The 21,394-nt window shown below is 46.7% G+C and carries 18 protein-coding genes; 16 read left to right on the top strand and 2 right to left on the bottom strand.

Annotation, left to right across the window (positions count from 1 at the left end):
- Nucleotides 1-120 precede the first annotated feature (120 nt).
- The 3 genes from AR543_RS18400 (at nucleotide 121) to AR543_RS18390 (ending at nucleotide 4,555) form a co-directional block, all read left to right on the top strand.
- Nucleotides 121-819, top strand: coding sequence for a ComEA family DNA-binding protein (locus AR543_RS18400; protein ID WP_227871775.1), 699 nt, complete (start codon nucleotides 121-123; stop codon nucleotides 817-819).
- Between the two features lie 22 nt (nucleotides 820-841).
- Complete coding sequence (locus AR543_RS18395; RefSeq protein WP_060535861.1) at nucleotides 842-1,342, top strand: deoxycytidylate deaminase; 501 nt, start codon at nucleotides 842-844, stop codon at nucleotides 1,340-1,342.
- 351 nt (nucleotides 1,343-1,693) lie between these two features.
- Entirely contained in the window at nucleotides 1,694-4,555 is a 2,862-nt protein-coding gene (locus tag AR543_RS18390) for a ComEC/Rec2 family competence protein (protein WP_060535860.1), read from the top strand.
- A 28-nt stretch (nucleotides 4,556-4,583) separates the two neighbouring features.
- Here AR543_RS18390 and AR543_RS24375 read toward each other — a convergent pair whose 3' ends face one another.
- Entirely contained in the window at nucleotides 4,584-4,724 is a 141-nt protein-coding gene (locus AR543_RS24375) for a hypothetical protein (RefSeq protein ID WP_158523991.1), read from the bottom strand.
- Between the two features lie 172 nt (nucleotides 4,725-4,896).
- On the opposite strand from AR543_RS24375, the gene AR543_RS18385 reads away from it, so the two are divergent.
- The 3 genes from AR543_RS18385 (at nucleotide 4,897) to holA (ending at nucleotide 8,001) form a co-directional block, all read left to right on the top strand.
- Nucleotides 4,897-5,445 (top strand): RNA polymerase sigma factor, encoded by a 549-nt coding sequence (locus tag AR543_RS18385; RefSeq protein ID WP_017811864.1) that lies wholly within the window; start codon nucleotides 4,897-4,899, stop codon nucleotides 5,443-5,445.
- On the top strand, nucleotides 5,442-6,782 hold the full coding sequence (locus tag AR543_RS18380; protein ID WP_060535859.1) for an anti-sigma factor family protein: 1,341 nt from the start codon (nucleotides 5,442-5,444) through the stop codon (nucleotides 6,780-6,782). Before AR543_RS18385 ends, AR543_RS18380 begins: the two co-directional genes overlap by 4 nt.
- A gap of 199 nt (nucleotides 6,783-6,981) precedes the next feature.
- Nucleotides 6,982-8,001, top strand: a complete 1,020-nt coding sequence (gene holA, locus AR543_RS18375; RefSeq protein ID WP_060535858.1) for a DNA polymerase III subunit delta — start codon at nucleotides 6,982-6,984, stop codon at nucleotides 7,999-8,001.
- A gap of 223 nt (nucleotides 8,002-8,224) precedes the next feature.
- On the opposite strand, the gene rpsT is transcribed toward holA, so the two are convergent.
- A complete protein-coding gene (rpsT, locus tag AR543_RS18370) occupies nucleotides 8,225-8,497 on the bottom strand; it encodes a 30S ribosomal protein S20 (protein ID WP_017811861.1) in 273 nt (90 codons plus the stop codon).
- A gap of 259 nt (nucleotides 8,498-8,756) precedes the next feature.
- Between rpsT and lepA the strand changes: the two genes are divergently transcribed.
- From lepA to dnaJ, 10 genes are all read left to right on the top strand, one after another.
- Nucleotides 8,757-10,571 carry a translation elongation factor 4 gene (gene lepA, locus AR543_RS18365; RefSeq protein ID WP_060535857.1) on the top strand — a complete coding sequence of 605 codons (1,815 nt, stop codon included), beginning with the start codon at nucleotides 8,757-8,759 and terminating at the stop codon, nucleotides 10,569-10,571.
- A gap of 165 nt (nucleotides 10,572-10,736) precedes the next feature.
- Nucleotides 10,737-11,918 carry a radical SAM family heme chaperone HemW gene (gene hemW / locus AR543_RS18360; RefSeq protein WP_087071285.1) on the top strand — a complete coding sequence of 394 codons (1,182 nt, stop codon included), beginning with the start codon at nucleotides 10,737-10,739 and terminating at the stop codon, nucleotides 11,916-11,918.
- A gap of 137 nt (nucleotides 11,919-12,055) precedes the next feature.
- The gene (locus tag AR543_RS18355; RefSeq protein ID WP_060535855.1) at nucleotides 12,056-12,661 is read left to right on the top strand and encodes a hypothetical protein; all 606 of its coding nucleotides are present in this window, start codon (nucleotides 12,056-12,058) and stop codon (nucleotides 12,659-12,661) included.
- Between the two features lie 448 nt (nucleotides 12,662-13,109).
- Nucleotides 13,110-13,580, top strand: a complete 471-nt coding sequence (locus AR543_RS18350) for an N-acetyltransferase (protein ID WP_060535854.1) — start codon at nucleotides 13,110-13,112, stop codon at nucleotides 13,578-13,580.
- Nucleotides 13,581-14,010: 430 nt separating this feature from the next.
- Nucleotides 14,011-14,430 carry a MarR family winged helix-turn-helix transcriptional regulator gene (locus tag AR543_RS18345; protein ID WP_227871774.1) on the top strand — a complete coding sequence of 140 codons (420 nt, stop codon included), beginning with the start codon at nucleotides 14,011-14,013 and terminating at the stop codon, nucleotides 14,428-14,430.
- A gap of 83 nt (nucleotides 14,431-14,513) precedes the next feature.
- The gene (locus AR543_RS18340) at nucleotides 14,514-15,707 is read left to right on the top strand and encodes an MFS transporter (RefSeq protein WP_082472274.1); all 1,194 of its coding nucleotides are present in this window, start codon (nucleotides 14,514-14,516) and stop codon (nucleotides 15,705-15,707) included.
- Between the two features lie 306 nt (nucleotides 15,708-16,013).
- Nucleotides 16,014-17,045, top strand: coding sequence for a heat-inducible transcriptional repressor HrcA (gene hrcA, locus AR543_RS18335; protein ID WP_060535851.1), 1,032 nt, complete (start codon nucleotides 16,014-16,016; stop codon nucleotides 17,043-17,045).
- A 97-nt stretch (nucleotides 17,046-17,142) separates the two neighbouring features.
- Nucleotides 17,143-17,742 carry a nucleotide exchange factor GrpE gene (gene grpE / locus AR543_RS18330; RefSeq protein ID WP_060535850.1) on the top strand — a complete coding sequence of 200 codons (600 nt, stop codon included), beginning with the start codon at nucleotides 17,143-17,145 and terminating at the stop codon, nucleotides 17,740-17,742.
- A gap of 180 nt (nucleotides 17,743-17,922) precedes the next feature.
- Nucleotides 17,923-19,755, top strand: a complete 1,833-nt coding sequence (gene dnaK / locus AR543_RS18325; RefSeq protein ID WP_060535849.1) for a molecular chaperone DnaK — start codon at nucleotides 17,923-17,925, stop codon at nucleotides 19,753-19,755.
- 350 nt (nucleotides 19,756-20,105) lie between these two features.
- Nucleotides 20,106-21,227 carry a molecular chaperone DnaJ gene (dnaJ, locus tag AR543_RS18320; RefSeq protein WP_060535848.1) on the top strand — a complete coding sequence of 374 codons (1,122 nt, stop codon included), beginning with the start codon at nucleotides 20,106-20,108 and terminating at the stop codon, nucleotides 21,225-21,227.
- The last annotated feature ends 167 nt before the right edge of the window (nucleotides 21,228-21,394 follow it).

Genomic DNA, 21,394 nt, shown 5'->3' with positions numbered 1-21,394 from the left:
TGCTTAATCGAACATCTATCGAACAGTTAACATTTAATAAGTATTACCTCCTATGCGATGGGAGACCAATTACCGGGATACCCGGTAATGAACCGGGTCCCGACAAACAGAGGTGCAGGTATGAAACGTAATATGATGTGGATAGCAGCCGTGTCGGCTGTACTTGGAATCGGTCTGATCTGCTTTGGAGCAGGACAGCCGGAGGATCAGGGAACTCCTTGGGTTGCACTGGATGAACGAGCGGCAGCTTCACTAACAGCAAATGCTCCAGCCGAACAAGCTAAGAGACAGGCTATGGAGGCACTGCCCCCTGCTGGAGCCGCCGCTCTGCAGCCAGTCAGTACTCAATCGGCAGTATCATCTGTACCCGCCGATCAGTTATCTTCTGCAGCCCATCAGGCTTCAGAACAACCGGCTTCCTCTCGGATGACTACGGATCAACAGGCAGTCGTATCCGGTTCCCGGACCGATGCAGCTGCCGGTTCAGCCGGATCATCTACAGAGGCAGCAGCGGGGACTTACCGAGCCGATACAAGTACACAGCCGCTTTCAGGTGATACATCCAATTCCCGATCGGGCTCTGCAGATGCATCTCCCGCCAGTTCTACACCGGCAGAAGATACTTCTGGCAGGATCAGTATCAACCAGGCAGGCTTGACCGAGCTTACCGAAATGCCTGGAATCGGGGAAAAGAAGGCACAGGCTATTATCGATTACCGTAATGCACACGGTCCTTTTCGAAGTGTAAGCGAACTGGACAATGTCAAAGGGATCGGCAGCAAGATGCTTGCCAAACTGCTGCCATACGCAAGGCTTTAAATGGTTAAGGGGGAAGACCAGGATGCGTAAAGACTGGGATACGTACTTTATGGATATTGCACATATGGTATCGACACGTTCACGCTGTCCACGCCGTCATGTGGGGTCTGTACTCGTACAGGGCAAAAAGCTGCTCGGTACAGCGTACAATGGAGCACCTATGGGTGTGCCGGACTGCTCGGAAGCAGGCTGCATGATTTCCGAAGAAGTGGAGCTGGTCGTATCTGGTGGCATAGAGACTATGGTCAAAAAGCAGCGCTGTATTCGTACCATTCATGCCGAGCAGAATCTGCTGCTGTTTACCGACCGAGCCGACCGCGAAGGCTCGACGGTATATGTCACAGATGAACCTTGTTGGACATGCGCCAATATGCTGGCCAACAGCGGCATTATTGAAGTGGTCTATCATCGCGCATATCCCAAGGATACCCGTAAAGTACATGAAATGATGACTCAAAAAGGAATTGTATTCCGTCAGCTGCAAGCGTATGAGCCACCGCAGCAGACAGTAGTTATCGATTGATTCAATAACAAGATTTGCTAAGCATACAGGCATCATCTGTTATCTCTCATCGCACAAGAGAATAAGAAATAGAACGTAATGGAAGAACCATTATCATATCCGCCGGATGTCCGACATCCTGACGATAAGGTAATGGTTCTTTTTTATGGTTTTATGGGACGCATCGATTCCATATCGCTCTGGGTATGCCTTGAAACAAGTATAAGGATATACCCTGACATAAGTATGGTGAAGTTGATGCTAGCGCGGTTATTTCAATTTTTGAAATTGATCGTTTTGAAACTATTCTCGTTGTGCGATCAAGAGTTCATTAGAGATTGTCTGTATAGTCAACAATCCAAAGGAGAAGCGATGAAAACAAGACCTCTGGTTGCATTGTGCATAGCCTGGGTCGCAGGCAGCACGTTAGCAGCTGTTTTACAATATGGTGGCTTTGAATGGGGATTACTCGGTCTGCTATTGTTCGGATGTGCATTGTGGATCCGTCTACCGGCTCACCGGCGTTCTATCTTGATTCTGGGATTAACGCTTGTCTGTGCATCATTGTACTGGCACTGGAATGATAAGCATAACAACAGTATGCTTCCTTCCTTACTGCATCAATCACCGCAGCAGATGAACGAACAGCCTGTTCAGGCAGAAGGAGTAATTACCAGTCCACCCGAGACCGATGGAGATCGGGTCCGTTTTCGGATGGAACTGTATGTACTGCCGCAGCTGGGAACAGCCGGTGCGCTTCAGAAACCGGAGACAATCATGGTACAGCTCAAGCTGGCTACCCGTCCGGAACTGCAGCAGGCAGCACGTTGGCAGCGTGGAGATCGAATTGCTATACGAGGCACCTGGAAAATGCCCGGTGAAGCGCGTAACTTTGATGCTTTTGATTACCGGCGTTATTTGCGAACCCAATATATTCACTGGATGATCAAAGCCGAAGGCGCTTCTGCTCTCCAACCTGCCCAATTGACGGTTAACGGACCTGCTTCCTGGAGTTGGCAACTTTTGCGCTGGAATGATGATACGCGGCAGCTGCTGGGCAGCCGAATAAAACAAATTTTTCATACCGAAGACAATGGTTATATGAAAGGACTGCTGATTGGAGATGCAGATGATATCGATCCCGAACAGTTTGCTTCTTTTTCAAGACTGGGTTTGACACATATTCTGGCGATATCGGGACTGCATGTAGCGATTTATACGGGGCTGCTGCTCTGGCTGCTTCGCAAACTAGGTCTGACACGGGAAAGAGCCTGTCTCGTTGTAATGCTGCTGCTTCCTGTCTATGTGCTGCTGACTGGAGCATCTCCGTCTGCTATACGTGCCGGTATTATGGGAATGATTGCTCTCTACGCAGCCAGTCGTGGATTGCTCAAGGATGGACTGCATATTTTGTGTGCAGCCTGCTGGGGAATGCTACTGTATGAGCCTTATTTTCTGCTGAATATCAGTTTCCAGCTTTCTTTTGCTGTAACTGCAGGATTGATCCTGTATGTGCCTGTGATGCAGCCGCTGCTGCAAAAACTGCCATCCCGACTGGCAGGAGCAATAGCAGTTACACTGGTTGCCCAGATGATTTCATTTCCGTTAACTATTTATTATTTCAACCAATTCTCGTTATTATCATTTGTAGCGAACTTTTTGCTGGTGCCTGTATCGAGTCTGATTGTGCTGCCGGTAGGTTCAATAGCTTTGGTACTTGGTTATGTGTGGCTGCAGGGAGCCGTATGGCTCGGCAGCATCGTCTCCTGGATCAATATTATATCGTTTCGAATGATAGACTGGCTGGATGGACTGCCAGCCATGCTGACGATCTGGCACGCTCCGCCGCTGATTTGGATACTTTTGTATTATGCTGCTTTGTATATATTGCTTCGTTACAGCAGCGATTTGCTGCAATGGAAAAATGAACAGCTTTCCTCAGATGACGGTTCTGCCAGTAATCTACATACTGCAATATCACCCAGTCGATCAGTCTGGTTGGAAATACAAGCTACTGCACCGCTGCCATCTGTATATTCAGGTCCGGGGCACACGAGCTATAGAACAGGCAGCCGTACATGGTACCGTATGCTCTCTCCATGGCTGCGTCTTCGCATACTGGGCATCCTACTTTCTCCTTGTCTGCTGTGCTTGCTGCTGATTTATGCTTATCAGAATCCTTTGCAGCATGGACAAGGTACTGTCCAGTATCTGGATGTAGGTCAGGGAGACAGTATCCTGATCACTACACCTGGAGGCAAGCATATTCTGGTCGATGGCGGCGGTACAATAGATTTTGGGCAAAAAGGGCAGGAATGGCGCAAACGCAAAGATCCGTATGAGATTGGAATCAAACTGCTGGTTCCTCTGCTCAAGCAAAGAGGCATTCATCAGCTGGACGCTGTTATACTGACACATGGCGATCACGATCATGCAGGCGGCCTGCTGGCAGTAGCAGAGCAGATTCCGATTCGCCAATTTATATTCAATGGTACAATGCCCAAAGGCAGCGGCCTGGATGAATTGGTGCAGACGCTGCTGGCGAAAAAAGTACCGATATATGGTTCCTCGCCGGGAATGAAGCTGCAGCCGGACCAACAGACAGAGCTTGCGTTCCTTGCACCGGTTGCGATTACCTCCAATATTACAACGCAAGCAGATCCAGCGGCTAAAGATCAACAATCTACCGCCTATCACCCGGATGCCGGGCAGTCAATTGATTCTCCGACCATACAGCCTCTTCCACGCAAAGAAGAACAGAATCATTACTCTGTTGTATTTTTGCTGACGATGAATTCACGCCGGTTTTTGTTTACCGGTGATGCCGATCAGACGGAGGAAAAAGGAATCCTGTATGACCTGGCTTCCAGTCAGACCATTCTATCCAATCTGCAAAAGCAGGATGCAGAGTCAAATTTGTCACAGCAGAGCTCGCAGCAACCTTCCGGCCAGTCTGTCTCCAACCCTGTAGATGTACTCAAAATAGGCCATCATGGCAGCAGGACATCCACTTCGGCAGAATGGCTTCGCTATTGGCAGCCAGCACTGTCCGTTATTTCGGTAGGTCAATACAATACATACGGCCATCCTACCAAAGAAGTACTGAAGCGAATCGAGGATGCCGGCTCCGATGTAGCACGTACCGACCAGAATGGGGAAGTGCAGATAAGGGTAAATGCAGAGGGTCAGCTGTCGCAACGTACGCTGCTACCTTCTCCCGTATCCTCGGAATAACAGTGATTGCCGCGAATTATTTTATTCATTAAATGACCGTATCCCGCAGCTCCCGATGCTGCGGGTTTTTAAAGTTACAGGTCAGAAGATGACGAATAGAGCGGATTTTGGTATCCTGAATACAGCTCTCATCCGTATTGCCGCCAAAATCGCTCCAAATCCGCTCCAAAAGTGATCTGGAAATGGCTTGGATTCGAATGATTCCTACATAGGGTAAGTGTTTACAAAGCCATTCATCTGTATTTGCCGGGATGAATCAATAAATTGAAATTATTTTAAAAGTACTGCAACAATTAGGCGGTGTTATGCGTCTAGGGGTTGTAAGGAGAGGGGGATCCTCCGTGGTGGAGCAGGGACTCATCAAGGCCGCCCAAGAGGGAGACCGAGATGCTCTAATCACCCTATTAAGAGAGATAGAACATCATGTGTACAAAACAGCTTACTACATTTTGAACAATGAACAGGATGCTCTGGATGCGGCTCAAGAGGCACTGATCCGTATTTACACCAAAATCGGTTCCTACGAAGAAAAAGCACAATTCAAGACCTGGGTGCAGCGAATCGTGACGAATATTTGTATTGATAAATTCAGACGCAGCAAACCTACCGTTTCTATTGAGGAACACGAAATGGTGTTCGAAGGTCATGATGATGTAGAGCATGAAGTGATGCGCGCCTATACATCCAAGGATGTGCGGGAAGCGATCAATCAGCTGCCGGAACATCATCGTACAGTGATTGTGCTTCGGTATATTCAGGACCTGTCTTACAACGAAATTGCGGATTGTCTGGATTTACCTTTGAATACAGTAAAATCGTACCTGTTTCGAGCCCGGCAACAATTACAGAATCTGCTAGCAGATTATGAGAAAGGAGGAATGATTGGATGAAACGTGAAGTAGCGGAAGAGTGGATGAGCCGCTATTTGGACGGTGACCTGAATGGGGAAGATACAAAAGCCTTGTTCCGTTATATGGATGAGAATCCAGATGCGGCAGAGACATTCCGGATTATGACGGCTTTATCGTTACGCCTGGAAAAGTTACCTGATGTCACACCAAAGTACAGCCTGGTAGATGCTATTCTGCCACAGCTCGATCTGCTGGACGAAGAACGGCGTACCGAGAGCGCAGCCGAGATCGGTATTATGGAACCGCAAAAAGCCGATACCGACGAATTGGCGGATCGCCGTCGTCAGCGTCGCAGCTGGCGTGAACGTCTGCCAGTACGTACGATTGGCGGGATCGTGGCTGCCGGGGTGGTACTGGGCGTATCCATTGCCAACTATGAGCCCAAAACACTTAGCGAAGCAGGCCCGCAGCCTGTTCCCTATAGTGCACAACAGGAAGAAGCCCAGCCGGAATCGGGCAGTATCACATCACCACCGGATACGGAAAGCAGTGTAAATCCGCCGGAGTCAGACCAGCCGTCCAGTGGAAGTCAGGAACCATCCAATGGCAAGGATATCAAGGAACCTGAGACTTCATCCAATACGCCTTCTGCAAGTGAGAGCACAAAGACACCTCCAGCTTCAAAAGAGCCGGAGCGCAACGTGACTCCACAGGAAAGTACCCATACACCGGATACCCGCGAGGAGCAGCCTCCTGCATCGGGGAACCGTGGTGGAATTTCTTCAGGGGATAATGGAAGTACGTCAAACAATCGCTCACAGCAACCTGCAGCTAATCCTGAAGTGTCTTCCCAGCAGGACTCCAGTCCAGCGGACAGTACGGCAAAAGCACCATCCGCCGATACGGGCAAGACAAACAAGGAGGCTGCTCAGGACAAGCAGAGTGCAGCAGAGAGCAATCCGGAATCAACCGATGCTCCTTCGACGCAGTCGCAGGAAAGCACAACACCTGATCCGGATGCATCCAGCAATAATTCACCAAAAGCAGACACTCCGCCAGCAGATACGCCTACACTCGATACCAAGAGCACAGAACGTTCCCTGCTGCCTTCCACTTCCAGTGTGAATGGACCAAAGCAGGAGCAAGAATGGAAGTCTCCGGGTGCAGATTATACTGTTGTACTCACGACAGATAATATTTTGCGGCTGGACAGTATCGCAGAAGATAATGTGAATGGACGTACCGTTGTTTCTTCCATTACGCTGAAGGGGAGCTTGATTAGCGGCAGATGGTCGGACGATGGTAAAATATTCACTTATCAGGTTAACGAAAACGGCATAAGCAAAACGTACAAAATTACGATCGGCAACGATTAACAAAAGAGATAAAAAGGTTAGAATGACCTGGCATCCTGCCGTGCTGGTATACAGGCAGGATACGGGGTAAAGCATCCTGTAGATAAAATATAGTACATTGCTGAAATAAAGGACTTTCTGCGAGAAAAAGCAGGAAGTCCTTTGTCGTCTGTTCTTTTTTCCGTTACAATAATGATATTGAAATCAGGAGGAACGGATTATGGATCTGAAGACAGCAAGTAAAGATATTCAAAATAACAAACCTGCCGCTATTTATGTATGTTATGGCGCAGAGAAATACCGGATCAAGGAATTTATCGATTTTGCGACGCAGCAGCTGATTGAGCCGGAGCATCGCGATTTTGCGCTGGCTCATTACGATCTGTCCGAGACTGCCCTGGAGACAGTCGTAGAAGAAGCCGAAGAGATTCCTTTTATGGTGCCGCGCAAGCTGATAATTATCAAGGATTCTTCGGTGCTGACAGCCGGCAAGGATAACAGCAAGCTGGAGCACCGGGTAGAATCGCTGCTGCGCTATATGGAGGAGCCTGCCGAATATTCTATTTTATTGTTCTGGGTCAATGGCGAAAAACTCGACGAACGCAAAAAAATCGTTAAGGCGATCAAAAACCATGCCTGTGTGCTGCCGTTTCAACCTATGGGAGCCGAAGAACTGATCAGCTGGCTGATCCGTCATGCCAAAAAGCAGGAATGTGATTGCTCTACAGCCGCGGCTGAGGCGCTTGTACAGTCAGCGGGCACAGGGCTGGGAATCTTGTCGGCAGAAATGGATAAGCTGTGTCTGCACGCAGGCAGAGGGGGCACGATTACTATAGATAGCGTGCATCAGCTGGTAGCTCGTAGTACCGAGCAAAATGTATTTATGCTGGTGGAACAAATTGCTGCAGTGCGTTTGGAACAGGCTTTGACCATTTTTTATGATCTGCTCAAGCAGCGTGAAGAACCGATCAAGATTGCTGCCCTGATTGCCCGTCAGTTCCGGATCATGCTGCAGGTAAAAGAGCTGTCGGGACAAAACTACTCCCAGCAGCAGATTGCTTCCCAGCTTGGCCTGCATCCGTATGCAATCAAAATTGCCGGCGAGCAGGCTCGCAAATTCGACAATCAAAAGCTGCGTTCGATCGTAGCCCATCTGGCAAGGCTCGACTACCAGATGAAGACAGGCGCGATTGATAAAGTACTCGGACTGGAAATGTTTTTGCTGCGGCTGGGTGCGTAATTGAACTTAAATAAATCCAAAAAAGCTCAGGAGCATAAATCCTGGGCTTTTTTAATAGTGATCAGTAGAAGTGTGGAATCGGTACACGAATAAAACTCCCGACCAGGTGCCTGCTTATAGGCTGATAGAGAGTAGTCAGATTATTGTATCGAGATATTTATTTTTGTACCACAACAATAAACCCCTGACCGGAGAACCGATCAGGGGTTTATATTAATCAAGCTTAGGCTTGGCTGGAAATTGCGTTCAGTTTCTTAGCCAAACGGGATTTTTTACGAGCAGCCGCGTTTTTGTGGATATGGCCTTTAGATACAGCTTTATCAAGGCTTTTGGAAGCAGCAGCAACAGCAGTTTTTGCAACTTCAACATCAGTATTCACAAGTGCAGTATCTGCAGCTTTCACGCTAGTACGCAGAGCGGACTTTTGTGCAGCATTCAGAGCACGACGCTTTTCGCTTGTTTTTACACGTTTTACTGCGGATTTAATGTTAGGCATTACATTCACCTCCTGTAAAGCATATACGGTTCATCGTTAAGACTCACAACTCTAAATATTTTAGCATGGACTATTATCAAATGCAATACTATCTTACTTGTAGAAATTTATTCCCGATAATCCTTTCATTTTACTTCCTGTTGTGGGATTGCTGGGATATCAACCAACTGCTATAATAAATTGATTAATGGAATGGTTGACCTTTCAAGTAGGACCGGACCATCAGCATTATATTTCAGGCTTATGTTGGGGGTAAGGAATGACTGATATTGCAGCAAGACAGCAAAAAATTCGTAATTTCTCAATTATTGCGCATATAGACCACGGTAAATCAACACTGGCTGACCGTATTCTGGAGTACACCGGCGCACTGACTTCACGTGAAATGCAGGAACAGGTACTGGATCAGATGGACCTGGAGCGCGAGCGCGGAATCACTATCAAACTGCAGGCTGTACGTCTCACGTACAAAGCCGATGATGGCGAAGAGTATTTGCTTAACCTGATCGATACACCGGGACACGTCGACTTTACCTATGAGGTATCCCGCAGTCTGGCAGCCTGTGAAGGTGCTTTGCTGGTCGTTGATGCGGCCCAGGGGATTGAAGCACAGACACTGGCCAACGTGTATCTGGCACTGGATAATAACCTGGAGATTCTGCCGGTTATTAACAAGATCGACCTGCCAAGCGCTGATCCGGAGCGTGTAAAGCAGGAAGTAGAAGATGTTATCGGCCTGGATGCAAGTGAAGCCGTACTGGCTTCGGCCAAAGCAGGAATCGGGATCAAGGAAATCCTGGAGCAGGTTGTGGAGAAAGTTCCCGCACCAACCGGTGATCCTTCCAATCCATTGAAAGCGCTGATCTTTGACTCGCACTACGATCCATACAAGGGCGTTATTATCTACTCCCGGATCGTGGACGGCAAAATCAAAGCCGGCTCCAAAATCAAAATGATGGCGACCGGCAAAGAATTTGAAGTTATCGAAGTCGGTGCCTTTATGCCGCGTATGACGATTGTCGATGAACTGAATGTCGGCGATGTTGGCTTTATCGTAGCAGGTATCAAAACAGTGGGCGATACGCGTGTCGGGGATACGATTACCGATGCGAAGAATCCAACTCTGGAACCATTGCCTGGTTATCGTAAAATCAACCCGATGGTATATTGCGGTCTGTATCCGATCGAATCGTCCGACTATGTAGATCTGCGCGAAGCCTTGGAGAAGCTGCAGTTGAATGATGCTTCCCTGAGCTTTGAGCCGGAATCTTCCAGCGCACTGGGCTTTGGTTTCCGTTGTGGATTCCTCGGACTGCTGCATATGGACGTTATCCAGGAACGGATCGAGCGCGAATTTAATATTCCGCTGATCACGACTGCACCGAGCGTTATTTATCATGTGACGCTCACCAATGGAGATGTTATCACGATCGATAACCCATCCAACTATCCGGAGCTTGGCCGGATCGAGTATGTGGAAGAACCTTTTGTCAAAGCTTCCATTATCGTACCGAACGATTTTGTAGGAACCGTGATGGAGCTTTGCCAGACCAAACGCGGTGAATTTATCAATATGGAATATCTGGATACTACTCGTGTTACGATTACGTATCAGGTACCATTGTCCGAGATTGTATATGACTTCTTCGATCAGCTGAAATCGAGTACCAAGGGATATGCATCCTTTGACTACGAGCTTTCCGGTTATCGCAAGTCCAATCTGGTCAAAATGGATATTCTGCTGAACGGCGAACAGGTCGATGCATTGTCCTTTATCGTTCACCGCGATCGTGCGTATCATCGCGGACGGATTATCTGTGAAAAGCTGCGTGAGCTGATTCCGCGTCAAATGTTCGAAATTCCGATTCAGGCTTCTGTCGGTACCAAAGTGGTTGCCCGTGAGACCGTCAAAGCGATGCGTAAAAACGTTCTCGCCAAGTGTTACGGCGGTGACATCTCCCGTAAGCGTAAATTGCTGGAGAAGCAAAAAGAAGGTAAAAAGCGTATGAAACAAGTCGGTAACGTAGAAGTTCCTCAGGAAGCCTTTATGGCGGTACTACGTATCGACGACTAGTCTGTCCTATAATCAATTTGTAGCGGTGAGACAAGGGAGGGCCTGGCAACAGGCTTTCCCTTTTGTCCATTGCACTGTTAAATTTGCAAAAGCTTCATCCAACCATGACCATACCCTGGCGCGTACAGCCAGGTTTAAAATAGAATGACGGGGAGGAAAAGAGTCATGAATAAATCACTGAATAACGACGCGCCCCGTGCGATATACATGCACATTCCGTTTTGTACCAACAAGTGCTTTTACTGCGACTTTAATTCTTATGTTCTGAAGGATCAGCCGGTAATGGATTACCTGCGCGCATTGGAACGCGAGATGGAATATACAGTACAGCAGCATCCACCGGGCACCATTGATACCATCTTTGTTGGAGGCGGAACGCCTACGGTACTCAAAAATGACGAGATGGAATATTTCCTCAAATCGATTCGCACGTATTTCCCGAATTGGTCGGATAATATTGAGTTTACGATGGAAGCCAATCCGGGAACGACGGATGCAGACAAGCTGGCAATTATGAAAGAAGGCGGCGTCAACCGTGTCAGCTTTGGGGTGCAGGCTTTTCAAAATGAGCTGCTTACCGGTATCGGACGTATCCATAATACAGATGATGTATACCGCAGTCTGGAGAATGCCCGCAAGGTAGGATTAAACAATCTGTCGATCGACCTGATGTTCGGACTTCCCAATCAGACGCTGGACATGCTGTCCTACAGTGTGGATCGTGCGCTGGAGCTGGATCTGCCGCATTACTCTATCTATAGCCTCAAAGTGGAAGAGAATACGCTGTTCCATACTATGTTCCAGAAAAACCAGCTGCCGCTGCCGGATGAAGAGAGCGAGCTGAACATGTATCTGCTGCTGATGGACAAAATGAAAAAGGCAGGCTATGAACAGTACGAAATCAGTAATTTTGCCAAGCCGGGTTACGGTAGCCGCCACAATATGACGTACTGGCGCAATGAAGATTATTATGGTCTGGGCGCTGGAGCACACGGCTATGTCGCTGGAGAGCGCCATATGAATATCAAAGGGGTCAATCCGTATAACGAAGCTGCCCAGCAGGGTCTGCCACGTCTGGATCATGCCGAGATTGACCGCAACGAAGCGATGGAAGACTTTATGATGGTAGGACTACGGATGCTGGAAGGTGTGTCCAAAGAGCGCTTTGCCCGTCAGTTCGACGGACAGCAGCTGGATGATGTCTTTCAAGCCCAGATTCGCAAACTGCTTGATGGTCAACTGCTGGAGCCTACAGATGCTGGCTATCGATTGAGCGAAAAAGGACTGCTGTTCGGTAATGATGTATTCGGTGAGTTTGTCGGCAGTCTCGTAGAAGAAACCGTATAAAATTAGATGTAGATATTTATCATCAGGCGCTGATTCCTTCGGGAGTCAGCGCTTTTTGTATATTTACAATTACTTGAAACCTATTTTTTGATATGATAGTTACAGGAAAAAAATGTAAAATAAAAGAGGTGAATTGTATGAGCTGGACTGATCCACGTATTATTCCAAATGAGTACAATGATGAAGCAAAAGAAATTGATCATCAATTGATTCGACTTATCAAAGAACGCCGTAAATTGTCTATAGGTAAACGATTTTTTCCACCGGAGAAATATTTGGAGCAATGGTCTGAAGAATTTTCCATGGATATTGACAAGGTAAGGTTTATTCTGCAGAACCTTGAAGAAAATCGTTATTATTATTTACCAGATGGGCCTGGAGCCTTGAAAAGTGTCATTCCACTGATGAAGAAAACGGTATCCGGTGAGTGCGAGTACACATTGACCCATATTATGCAGTATGAGCTTGGAAGCGTTATTAAAATAGATATTAAGTACCTTGGTGAGAATCCAGACGTGGTCATGTTAAAAATGAATCTAATGCTTGAAGTTATTAGTGAGCAAATCTATCAAGTAAATCGAAATGGAAGCCATGGAGGAGGAGGTTATGGTTATATTGAATTTATGGTCGTTCCTGCATTGCCTGACCAATTGAAAGGTATCGAGTTTTCACTGGTACGCTCAGTTGATCTTTTTGGCTATGAGCCCAGAGAAGTGATATTAAATCAGCAGGTGGATTTCTAGGCTCACACGACAATTAAATAGAACTACTTATTATGCGGTAAAAGAAGCTGCACATAGCTCTACTCATGTGCGGTTTCTTTTTTATAGGTTGCTTTGTTGATTGAATACAAATCTCAGGTTTAAATATGATGTATAAAATGCAGTGATTTGATTTTGAAAATGCCTTTTACAGAAATGCAGGCAAACACGCTAAAAGAACAATAAAACGTCTACCCGCTCCGTATAAATAAAGGAATATCATTTTCGTATACTAGAAAAACCAAAAAAATATGTAGTATTTTTTGAATAAACCTATTGAATTTAAATTTGTATTATTGTATATTTATACGTATTCATTTGAGATTTTATCGGCGATATTCAAATATATAAATGATCGACCCAATTAAACCGATCAGATTGCTGATCCTATTCTGACCGATCCGCATCGCGACACGAGGAGGAACGTATTATGCAGGCTGTAGTCACTTGCAGAGCAGCTGTACCCGAAGATGTAGAAGCTCTTTATCAATTAATTTCAGGTTATGCTGAGCGAGGTATTATGCTTCCGCGTTCCCGTGAAGCGCTGCATCGGCAGCTGCAGCATTTTGTCGTCGCAGAGATCAATAACGAGCTGGTCGGCTGCGGCTCTCTATGTCAGCTGGGGAAAGAGCTGGTAGAGATCCGCTCGCTGGGCATCTCTGATGGCCACAAAGGACAGGGCATAGGCTCCCATCTGGTAGACAAGCTGATGGAACATGCGGCGGCGCGCGGGCTGCGCAAAGTGATGGCTCTGACATATGAAGTTTCTTTCTTTGTCAAAAACGGGTTTGAAGTGGTGGACACAAGCATTTTCCCGGAAAAGGTCTGGGCAGATTGCAGACACTGTCCCAAGCAGGATCGCTGTGACGAGATCGCTGTACTCAAAGTTCTGGATATTTAAGAAAACGGTTGGCTGTAGATTGCAAAGCACAACCAGATATAGGAAAGACCACTTGCAGACCCACAACAATATAAAAGCCGAATGTCCACAATGAATAGGGATATCCGGCTTTTGTTATTTTATTCAACTATTTAGATTAAATATGGTTGGCGAATGTCAGGGTAAATATAGCCTACAGATCCCAAAGTGATATCGCGTACAAATCTCGAAGTAATATCACTTGCAAATCAGCAGAGGAAGATTTATTATATGATTAGATAATCTAATCATTTATGTAAAGGAGGAGTATACTATCGTTCGCAAACATATCAGCTATCAATCATCGCTGGATCAGTCGTTACCGCGACTTGGAAATGAACCGTACAATCAGCTGTGCGATCAAACCGCTGCTCCGGAGACTTCTGCTTCTGCTGCACAGCTTGGTCTTCTCATGTTATGGAACAGCGATCATATTCTGGATGTTATTGATGATGTACTGGCACCCTATGATATAAGCGAAAGCAAACTTGATCTTCTCTTATTGATTCGCTTGCATGAAATTCAACACAAAGTAACCGCATCTGCCCTTGCTCAGAGGCTTGGTATACGCAGAGCCTCAGCGACTATTTTATTGAACAATGTAGAAAAGAAAGGCTGGATTTACCGGCAGCAAAGCGAAGAAGACGGGCGAAAAAGCTATATTTATTTGACGTCATCCGGCAAGCGGTTGGTAGACACAGTATTACCTGTATTCTGGGAAGCATGCGCTTCACTGGTTCAGGATCTGGATGAGCAGGAACAGCAGGTATTACACAAGATAATGCTAAAGCTCAATCGGGGTATCGAAAATCGGCTTGGTTCAGGAAGATAAGAGCCGATTTTCGAAAAGAAGTAAAAGTATATTTTTTTATATAATTGATTAGATTATCTAACTAAAAAGAAGGGTGGATATATATGCAAATGATTGAGAATAGTATTTTGCAAAAAGAGAGTCGGTACGTATGGATAACCTGGCTGCTAAGTTGGAGTGGTCTTATTGTAATGTGCAGTTTGTATTTGACTCTTCCACTAAATTCCCTGTTTTCGTCAGAATTCGATATCTCCGTATCCAGGGCGGCGTTGACCAGCAGTTTGTTTTCACTTTGTTTTGCTTGTGGCTGCCTTGTATATGGAGCTATAGCGGATAAATATGGACGCAAAAAGGTAGTATTGTTCGGATTGATATGTTTGGCTGTTTTTACATGTGCAGCAGGGTGGGTTCATTCTTTTGCATGGCTGCTTCTTTTGCGCGGACTGCAGGGTTTGGCTGCATCGACATTTTCACCGGTGGTGCTTGCTTATATTGTATCCATATTTCCGCAGCATCGGCGGGTCACAGCGATCGGCTTTGTCAGCACCGGTTTTTTAATGGCGGGTGTTGTCGGTCAGGTAGCTGCAGGAATAATCAGTACTCAATATAACTGGCATGGATTATTTCTTTTGTTTGGTAGTTTGTATATTGTAACTGCAGGTTTGATCCTGATTTTTTTGCCGAATGATTCTGCACAGCAGCCGGAGTTGAATGTATACGCCTATTTAAAACAAATAAGAGCCATCCTGATACAAAAAGATCTGCTGCTCAGTTATGTTGTTGCTTTTGTTCTGTTATCTTCGTTTATTGTAATGTACGCTATTTTGAATCATTATTTGCAGCAGTCCTTGTATTCACTAAATGTTGAATCCATATTGGAAATAAAAATTGCCGGGATCGCGGGCATGCTTTTATCTCCTTTTGCCGGTAAAATTGCGCAAAAAACCAATGCCCGGTTTACGCTGCTGCTCGGATTGACAGTCAGTATATTCAGTCTTGTGATGATGGCCTTATGGACTGCACTGGCAGGAGTAATCTTATTCAGTATTCTTTTTGTAGCTGGTATAGCGATCAGTGTCCCTGCTCTGGTCGCTATCGTAGGACAGCTAGGATTGCAGCGAAGAGGCATTGCTGTATCCTTATATACATTTATCCTGTTTGCAGGTACGGCATTTGCGCCATATTGGGCTATGCAAATATTATCCTTTAGCAGTGGAAGTCCGGCTTTTATATGTAACGCCATTTTATTGCTGCCCGCATTAGTAGCAGTGCTACTGATCCGTATACCGAAGCTATAACGCCAATCCTTTTGCCTTTATGCGGCACAGGGTTCAAAAATCCAAAGTTAAACATGATAAAAATACCAAACTGACTTGACAATAAATGAGGCAGTTTGGTATTTTTGTATTAGTCGTTAGCACTCAACATTAGTGAGTGCTAACGAGGTGGATATCTTTCTCTACAAGGAACCGGTATATCCCTTATGTTGTTTTTGTTCAGGGAATCCGATTTGTAGCTGGAATAGACCTGAATCCAAAAACAGCATCGGTGCATATGGCCCTGATCCTCGCGGAATGGATATCGTACAAAAAGGAGGGAGCCTCATGTTAACCGAGCGTCAAAAAATGATTCTGAATGCAATAGTGGATGATTACATTCGTTCGGCGGAACCTGTCGGGTCCCGTAGCATATCCAAAAGAGGCGACGTGAATTACAGTCCCGCGACCATTCGTAACGAAATGGCCGATCTGGAGGAACTGGGATTCCTGGAGCAGCCGCATACCTCGGCCGGTCGTATTCCTTCTCAAAAGGGATATCGCTATTATGTGGATCATCTGTCCCCGGTTGAAGCGGTCAACACCGCCGAAGTCAAGGAACTGAAGCGTTTCTTTGCGGAAAAGCTGTCCGCAGCGGAACAGCTCATGCAGCATGCTGCGATGGTGCTGTCCAATGTAACCAATTATACTTCTATTTTACTGGGGCCCGAGGTATTCCATACCTCGCTACGCCATTTTCAACTGTTGACGCTGGATCATGAGACAGCTATCGCCATTATGGTTACCAGTACAGGGCAGGTCGAGAATCGTAAAATACGAATTCCCGAGAATGTGTCCGCATCCGAGCTGGAACAAATGGTGAATCTGCTCAATAGCAGACTGGTAGGCGTGCCTTTATATAAATTAAAAACCCGTATTTTCACGGAAATCAGCGAAGAGATGCAGCGTCATCTGGAGCATTATGAAGAAATGATGGCCACGCTGAACTCTGCTTTTGATCACGAACAGGAACAGAAGATTTTCCTGAGCGGAGCGACCAATATGCTGATTCAACCGGAATTCAGGGATATGGACAAAGTCAAAAGTATTCTGGATTTGCTGGAAGAGACGCCAACGCTTACCCGTCTGATGGCGGAAGCTTCTGCTCCTCACGGTATACAGGTACGGATCGGTGCGGAAAATGCGCATCAGGCTTTTGAAAATTGCAGTCTGATTACAGCCACCTATGAGCTGGATGGCGAATCATTGGGTACTATTGGTATACTGGGACCTACACGCATGGAATATGCAAGGGTGATGGGCATTCTGAATATGCTGTCACATGATGTGACCGGGATACTCAAACAATGGTATCGTTAATTGTTCTCTCTGATGACTAACATATATCGTTTGAATGTATCAGGAGCTGTAGTATGAACCATGTGAATGACGAGCTATTATAAGGAGGTGAACAATCTTGAATAAAGAGCAATCCTTTCAAGAAAACAACAATCCGGAAGATCAGGAAATGATGAATGACATCCAGGCTGAAGACAACAATGTAGCTGCTGAGACTGTTGAAACAACAGATTCCGCTGCAGAGTCCACAGCAGAGCAAGTGGTGTCCCGTGCTGAACTGGAGCGTGTGCAGGCACATGCTGATGACCAGACACAGCGTCTTTTGCGCGCCCAGGCAGACTTTGATAACTTCCGTCGCCGCACGCAAAAGGAAAAGGAAGAGCTGGCGAAGTACGCTTCTGCCCAGCTGATCACCGAACTGATCCCGGTTATTGATAACTTTGAACGTGCGATGGCAACCAAGCCGGAAAATCCGGAACTGGAATCCTTCTCCAAAGGCGTAGACATGATCTTCCGCCAGCTGTCCGATGTACTCAAAAATACAGGTCTGACTCCAATGGAAGCGGTAGGACAACCGTTCAACCCAGAATTCCATCAGGCAGTTATGCAGGTAGAGTCCGACGAATACGAAGAAGGAATCGTGGTAGAAGAACTGCAAAAAGGCTATGTGCTGAAGGATAAAGTTATCCGTCCGGCGATGGTTAAAGTAAGCGGCTAAGCACTTGGCATCATAACGATAAGCAAATGTACGGTGTTTTTAACGCTGGCAAGCTTATGGCATGATACAGGTAAGCTTCTACGCTTCAACCAAAAGTTCTTTAACAAAAAGCAATCTTCACTTGATTAAATATGAAATATTCTTTCAAAAAACATAGACGTTACAAGGAGGAAATTAAGCATGAGCAGAGTAATTGGTATCGACCTTGGTACAACGAATTCATGTGTGGCAGTAATGGAAGGCGGCGAGGCAGTCGTTATTCCTAACCCGGAAGGCGCACGTACAACTCCTTCCGTAGTTGGTTTCAAAAAAGACGGCGAGCGTATCGTTGGTGAAACAGCAAAACGTCAATCCATCACCAACCCGGATCGTACGATCAGCTCTATCAAGCGTCACATGGGTACAGATCACAAAGAAACAATCGATGACAAAAACTACAGCTCCCAGGAAATCTCCGCGATGATCCTGCAAAAGCTGAAATCCGATGCAGAAGCTTATCTGGGACAACCGGTAACTCAAGCGGTTATCACGGTTCCAGCTTACTTCAACGACAGTCAGCGCCAGGCAACCAAAGATGCTGGTAAAATCGCTGGTCTGGAAGTACTGCGTATCGTCAACGAGCCGACAGCAGCAGCACTGGCATACGGTCTGGAAAAATCCGAAGACCAAACGATCCTCGTCTATGACCTGGGCGGCGGTACATTCGACGTTTCCATCCTGGAACTGGGCGATGGCTTCTTCGAAGTTAAAGCAACCAGTGGTGATAACCACCTCGGTGGTGACGACTTTGACCAAGTTATCATCGACTACCTGGTAAGTGAATTCAAAAAAGATCAGGGCATTGACCTGAGCAAAGATAAAGCAGCTGTACAACGTCTCAAAGACGCAGCTGAAAAAGCGAAAAAAGAACTGTCCGGCGTACTGACAACGACGATCTCCCTTCCGTTCATCACGGTTGCAGACGGCGTACCTCAGCACTTGGAAGTTAATCTGACTCGCGCGAAATTCGAAGAGCTGTCCGCTACTCTGGTAGAGCGTACACTCGGACCAACTCGTCAAGCGATCAAAGATTCCGGTCTGAGCGCCAGCGAAATTGACAAAATCGTACTGGTTGGTGGTTCCACTCGTATTCCTGCTGTACAGGAAGCAATCAAAAAACTGACTGGTAAAGAGCCTCACAAAGGCGTTAACCCGGACGAAGTTGTTGCACTGGGCGCAGCTGTTCAAGCGGGCGTACTGACTGGTGACGTAAAAGACGTGGTCCTGCTGGACGTAACTCCACTGTCCCTCGGTATCGAGACTGCAGGTGGCGTATTTACCAAAATGATCGAGCGCAACACAACTATCCCAACAAGCAAATCCCAGGTGTTCTCCACTTATGCGGATAACCAGCCTAGCGTTGAAATTCACGTCCTGCAAGGTGAGCGTGAAATGGCAGCCGGCAACAAAACACTGGGACGCTTTATGCTGGGTGATATCCCTGCTGCACCACGCGGCGTACCGCAAATCGAAGTTAGCTTCGATATCGATGCCAACGGTATCGTTAACGTATCCGCAACAGACAAAGGTACAGGCAAGAGCCAGAAAATCACGATCACTTCTTCCAGCGGTCTGAGCGACGAAGAAGTAGAGAAAATGATGAAAGACGCTGAGCTGCATGCTGAAGAAGACCGTAAACGCAAAGAACTCGTTGAAGTTAAAAACAGCGGCGACCAGCTGATCTACCAAGTCGAAAAAACAATCAAAGATCTTGGTGAAAAAGCGGATGCAGGCGAAGTCGAAAAAGCAAATGCTGCCAAAGACAAGCTGAAATCCACACTCGAAGGTGAAGATGTAGAAGCGATCAAAGCAGCTACAGAAGAGCTGAGCACCGTAGCACAGGCTCTGGCAGTTAAATTGTACGAGCAGGCTGCACAGGAAGAACAAGCAGCTGGCGGCGCAGAAGGCGCTCCGAAAAACGACAATGTCGTTGATGCAGAGTACGAAGTAGTAGACGAAGACAAAAAAGACTAAGTGCTGTCTGAATATGCAGACACCAGCCAGTTGATAACACGATTGTTGCTTAAATGATTGTATACAAAGCGCCGGTTATGACGGGTGCAATCAGCTAGTGCTTAAAATGGGAAGGTCAAAGCCGGGGCATCCCGTGCTTTGACTTTCATTTTTTATGTGAACATGGTATAACACACAGAGTGCTATATAACGGGAGAACTCGCCGGTATAAACAAAGTCTGCAGCGAGGTATGTGTATCGACCGCATATCATGCAGAACTTCGGATGCAGGAAGTCTTTCAGACAGAAATCCTAACGGATTCGTAATCCGGTAATTCATAGCATTCAGATAAAGGAGTGGAGGTGGACCGATGGCGGATAAGCGCGATTATTATGAGGTACTGGGCCTGGGCAAAGACGCTTCAGAGGATGAAATCAAAAAATCCTACCGGAAGCTAGCACGCCAGTATCACCCGGACGTTAACAAAGAGCCGGACGCGGAAACCAAATTTAAGGAAGTTAAGGAAGCCTACGACGTACTGAGCGATTCATCCAAACGTGCGCAGTATGATCAATACGGACACATCGATCCTAATCAGGGCGGATTTGGCGGAGGCGGATTCTCTTCCGGCGGATTCGGCGATATCTTTGATATGTTCTTTGGTGGCAATGGTGGCAGACAGCGTAACCCGAATGCACCACAGCGAGGTAACGATCTGCAGTACACGATGAATCTGGAGTTCAAAGAAGCCATCTTTGGCAAAGAAACCGATATTACGATCAACCGTACCGAGAATTGTGATGTATGTGATGGTTCTGGTGCCAAGCCAGGTACCCAGCCGAAGACTTGTTCGGTGTGTCATGGTTCCGGTCAGGAAGAAGTAGTACAAAATACGCCGTTTGGCCGTATGGTGAACCGCCGCAGCTGTTCCAATTGTGGAGGTACCGGTACTATTATCGAAGAGAAATGTAATAATTGCAGCGGCAGCGGCCGTGTAAGAAAACAGCGTAAAATCCATATTCGCATCCCGGCAGGGGTCGATGATGGATCGCAGATGAGAGTAAATGGCGAAGGTGAAGGCGGTGTACGCGGAGGTCCTCCGGGAGATCTGTATATCGTTTTCCGTGTGAAATCGCATGATTTCTTCGAACGTGAAGATGATGATATCTACTGCGAGATTCCGCTTACCTTTACCCAGGCAGCGCTTGGAGACGAGATCGAAGTACCGACGCTGACCGAAAAAGTCAAAATCAAAGTACCTGCGGGCACACAGACTGGCACTTACTTCCGCCTCAAAGGAAAAGGTGTACCACGTCTGCGCGGTACCGGTCAGGGCGATCAGCATATCAAGGTTGTAGTGGTTACGCCAAGCAATCTGACTGATGATCAAAAGGATCTGCTGCGTCAGTTCGGTTCACTCAGCGGAGAGAATACGCACGAGAACGAGCAATCTTTCTTCGACCGTGTCAAAAGAGCATTCCGCGGCGATTAAGCGGCATACAGGATTACAACAGGATAAAGTTACCCGGTTCTGTCAGGAACCGGGCTTTATTTTGCTTACGGGGAAACAGCTGTTGGCTTATACGAGTTATGATCTATCAAGTGTCCTATTCTGCACGATCAGTCTCATACTTTTAAAGGGGAAGAGGATATGCTTTT

The organism is Paenibacillus bovis, from assembly GCF_001421015.2.
GTDB lineage: Bacteria > Bacillota > Bacilli > Paenibacillales > Paenibacillaceae > Saccharibacillus > Saccharibacillus bovis.
This window is presented reverse-complemented; position numbering and strand designations above follow the sequence as displayed.

Excerpts from the sequence above, each read along its gene's own strand:
- AR543_RS18390 (WP_060535860.1), top strand. The coding sequence starts at position 1,694 with ATGAAAACAAGACCTCTGGTTGCATTGTGCATAGCCTGGGTCGCAGGC.
- AR543_RS18355 (WP_060535855.1), top strand. The coding sequence starts at position 12,056 with ATGAGCTGGACTGATCCACGTATTATTCCAAATGAGTACAATGATGAA.
- AR543_RS18395 (WP_060535861.1), top strand. The coding sequence starts at position 842 with ATGCGTAAAGACTGGGATACGTACTTTATGGATATTGCACATATGGTA.
- AR543_RS18345 (WP_227871774.1), top strand. The coding sequence starts at position 14,011 with ATGTTATGGAACAGCGATCATATTCTGGATGTTATTGATGATGTACTG.
- AR543_RS18400 (WP_227871775.1), top strand. The coding sequence starts at position 121 with ATGAAACGTAATATGATGTGGATAGCAGCCGTGTCGGCTGTACTTGGA.
- lepA (WP_060535857.1), top strand. The coding sequence starts at position 8,757 with ATGACTGATATTGCAGCAAGACAGCAAAAAATTCGTAATTTCTCAATT.
- hrcA (WP_060535851.1), top strand. The coding sequence starts at position 16,014 with ATGTTAACCGAGCGTCAAAAAATGATTCTGAATGCAATAGTGGATGAT.
- AR543_RS18350 (WP_060535854.1), top strand. The coding sequence starts at position 13,110 with ATGCAGGCTGTAGTCACTTGCAGAGCAGCTGTACCCGAAGATGTAGAA.
- dnaK (WP_060535849.1), top strand. The coding sequence starts at position 17,923 with ATGAGCAGAGTAATTGGTATCGACCTTGGTACAACGAATTCATGTGTG.
- holA (WP_060535858.1), top strand. The coding sequence starts at position 6,982 with ATGGATCTGAAGACAGCAAGTAAAGATATTCAAAATAACAAACCTGCC.
- AR543_RS18380 (WP_060535859.1), top strand. The coding sequence starts at position 5,442 with ATGAAACGTGAAGTAGCGGAAGAGTGGATGAGCCGCTATTTGGACGGT.
- AR543_RS18340 (WP_082472274.1), top strand. The coding sequence starts at position 14,514 with ATGCAAATGATTGAGAATAGTATTTTGCAAAAAGAGAGTCGGTACGTA.
- rpsT (WP_017811861.1), bottom strand. The coding sequence starts at position 8,497 with ATGCCTAACATTAAATCCGCAGTAAAACGTGTAAAAACAAGCGAAAAG.
- dnaJ (WP_060535848.1), top strand. The coding sequence starts at position 20,106 with ATGGCGGATAAGCGCGATTATTATGAGGTACTGGGCCTGGGCAAAGAC.
- hemW (WP_087071285.1), top strand. The coding sequence starts at position 10,737 with ATGAATAAATCACTGAATAACGACGCGCCCCGTGCGATATACATGCAC.